We start from the raw sequence: 3,378 nt of genomic DNA on the forward strand, positions 1-3,378 counted from the left end.
CTGCTGGCCGGTCCTCGCTCCAACTCTCAGTCGTCCGCACACAAGTTGAGCCCAAGAGTCCTCGTGAAGAGCGCAGCAGCAGCCCCGAAAAGATCCTGACTGACTCCGTCAGACATTATATGCGAATGGACCTCGCACACTTTGGCCGATTGATCAGGCCCACCGAGACTGTACTGCTTCTGGGTGCAGGCGCCAGCGTGCCGTCGGGCGGCATGACGGGTACCGGATTGGCCGAGGCGCTCTGCAGCAAAGTTTCCGGTGGCACTGTCGAGGAAACCGACCTGGCCGAGGCGTGCACGCTGCTCTGCCACGAATACAGCCGGTCGGCTGTCGTCAGCGCCCTGCGCGATCTACTGAACCCTTTACGGCCGGATGGAGGGATGCTAGGTCTTCTCTCGCATCCTTGGGCGCGCATATACACTACAAACTTTGACGAATTAGCTGAAAGAGCAGCGAAGTATCACGACCTGCCACACAAAGTGATTCGCTCAAATTACGACTTTGGCAAGATCGACAATACCGAACTTGAGATCATGAAGATTCATGGGTGTATCACCCAAGATCGTGCGTTTGGAGCTAACAGCAGTATGGTCCTCACGAGTGAGGATTACACTACGTACAGCGCGTATCGCGAAGCGCTGTTCGGCAAGATGACATTCGATATCCAGACCAAGGATCTGTTGGTGATTGGTCAATCTCTTGCCGACCCGCATCTGAAACGCTTAGTTAACGAGATAGTTCAACGTGCCTCTCAGCAATCTCTAGGAAACAAGGTCCGACTTCTCACCTACTCCGCGGACTCATTAAGGACACGAGTACTTGAACAGCAAGGTCTCGTAGTTTCAAGCGGGCCGATTGACCAGTTGCTGGAAAACCTAACTTCGGCAGCCCCACCCACAACTCCGATAGCGACGGACCCGCAAGCGTTGCTACCTCGCCGGCTGCTACACCGTACCGTCATCGTGGCGAATGAAGTGAATAAGCCGCCCAGTGCCATTCGGCTCTTCAACGGCGAGCCTGCCACCTATGCCGACATTGCTGCTGGCTTCACCTTCGCACGTCAGGCGGAGTTCAACCTCTCTGATCCACTTATCAATGACGAACGACACTTTCTTACTATTCTGGGGGCATCCGGTGTGGGCAAATCGACGTTGGCGCGTCGAGTACTTCTGACACTTGCAGATTCAGGAATGGTCACATACGAGCACAAGGCAGAATTCCCGCTCGACGCCACTGGATGGCTAGAGGTTGCCGATCGAGCCGCAGCAGCCAAGAAGCTGGTGGCCCTGCTTGTGGATGACGCAAGCGGCGAACTGGGACCCGTGAACAAATTGGTTGGGGGTCTCGAAGACCTTAAGAACGAATGGTTCAAGGTCGTTCTCACCTCACACCTCGCTCAATGGCAGGCCCGAAGCAAGTCATTCGCGTTAGTGAAGAAGGGAGTGGAGAGAACCCTCACCATACTCACACCGACAGAAGTGGAGTCGCTGGTAACTCTTTGCAACGTGCAAGACGAGATACGCGACCTGGTCAAGCCAGAGTTCAAAGCCCTGTCCCGTCACCAGCAAATCGCTGGAATTCAATCTCAATGCCGGTCGGACATGTTCGTCGCTCTGAAGTACTGTTTTCCCGGCGAAGACTTGGACAAGATTGTTCTCCAAGAGTTTAGTCAACTCGCTGAGGGTCCTGCGGAGGTCTACAAGTATGTCGCCCTCGTTGAAGCCGCATTCGGAAAGCCCTCCCGGCAACTCATCCTCGAGACACTAGGGCTAAGTTGGCAGAACATCGAGGATATTCTGAAATCGACCCGGGGTATAATCGTGCAACGACTGGTTGACCGTAAGGACGAAGTATATTCGTGGTCGACCAGGCACCCTGTTATCGCCGACGTCATCTCTCGGTACAAATGGTTCGAGCAGGATGAACTTTACACGGCACTTGACACTTTAATTGACAACATGAACGCTGCCCAGCTACTCGATCGGCAACTGATCCCACATCTGTGCGATAGCAAGAACGCAATTGGCCGAATCGAGGATCCTATGGACCGGATCCAACTGTTCAGCAAATTGACGAAGCTCAGTACGAATCGCGTACCACACCATCGAATAATTGCGACCAATCTGTTCACGCTTGGCGATCTCGAAGCTACCCAGAGATCGATCCAGCACGCCGAATCCCGAGTTGGAATTGACTCGCCCATCCACAGATACAAAGTGCTTCTCAAGGTCCAGCGCGGACTTCAATTGAGGCGTGAACTGTCTACAGACGACTATCTCGCGATACTTTACGACGCTTGGTCGATGGCTTGGACTGGAATAGATGGTTGGCCCGAAAATAAGTATAGTTACCTAACTCTTGCGGATGTGGCCGAAGCCATATATTCGACGAGCGGGCGTTCGGAACGATTGCTTGAGGCCCAAGAGGCCCTTCAGAACGCCTACGAGCAGATACTGGATACAGAGCTGCTGCGACGTAAGGCCAACCTTGCATCACAGCTGAAATAGCGATGGCGTGCTGAATCTGAACGAGAGCCGTCTCTTCATCGAAGGCTGCAACAACGAACTGCGTGACAGCAACCGTGACAGCAGTGGAGCAGATCTCTGGTCGACCTCAGCGTCCGAATGCATGCCCAGGCATACCGGGACCCTGGCGGACGTCCCGCACGCACCTTGTGGACAGCCGATCGCAATCAAGTCCGCAACGCTGCCTTGGATCAGTAGGTTCTTGACTGTTCTGTGTCAGGACCTGCTTTAACACTGCGCCTAGGAAGCTGGTGTTGAGACACCCCCGCTATTCACCCTCGATCAGGCCGCCACAGGGCGTACTCCGACGGACGTTCGAGGGCGTGACCGCCGCCTAGTCATGTCGGCAGGTGTCGGTCATCGACGCAGTACTTATCGGTCTATCTTCTTCGCACCAAGTGCGGCGTAGATTGCCGGGACCAGCCAAAGTGCCCAGCTCGCCCATTCTCGATATGGGGCAAGCGCAGAGGACATAATCGCCGGCAACAGCAATCCCGAAAGCACCAGTGCGACGTACATGCGATCGCGATCTATCCTAATAGAGCCGAAGAGAAGAATCTCTGACGGAGTTGGCAGAACCACGCCGCCGTCGGTACGCGCCCGCCCGCTAGCGGATTCAAGTGGTTCCGCATCCATGCCCGGGTACCGTGCTACATAGTCTGCAACAAGGAGCTTTCTTTCGGCGGCCATGCGTGCTGCAAAGTTTTCCCCCAGCACGGACTTGGCCGACGGGCCGAACGCGGTGCTCGCCTTCATGGACTCCGACAGCGCTGCTGCCGCGGACCCGGCCGAGATGATGCTCCCGAAACGGACGGCGAAGTCCTCCCCGAGCACCGACTTCGCTGACATGCCA

At 55.5% G+C, this 3,378-nt stretch carries 2 protein-coding genes; one reads left to right on the forward strand and one right to left on the reverse strand.

What is annotated here, in order from left to right; genetic code table 11:
- Positions 1–125 precede the first annotated feature (125 nt).
- The gene (locus ABD714_RS22915; protein WP_344814783.1) at positions 126–2,507 is read left to right on the forward strand and encodes an SIR2 family NAD-dependent protein deacylase; all 2,382 of its coding nucleotides are present in this window, start codon (positions 126–128) and stop codon (positions 2,505–2,507) included.
- 390 nt (positions 2,508–2,897) lie between these two features.
- Here ABD714_RS22915 and ABD714_RS22920 read toward each other — a convergent pair.
- On the reverse strand, positions 2,898–3,378 hold a 481-nt coding region (locus tag ABD714_RS22920), incomplete at its 5' end, for a hypothetical protein (protein WP_344814784.1).

The sequence above is a fragment of the Microlunatus aurantiacus genome (assembly GCF_039536605.1).
GTDB lineage: Bacteria > Actinomycetota > Actinomycetes > Propionibacteriales > Propionibacteriaceae > Microlunatus > Microlunatus aurantiacus.

What these genes read in the sequence shown, in the direction of transcription:
- ABD714_RS22915 (WP_344814783.1), top strand. Translation starts at nt 126, where the DNA reads ATGGACCTCGCACACTTTGGCCGATTGATCAGGCCCACCGAGACTGTA.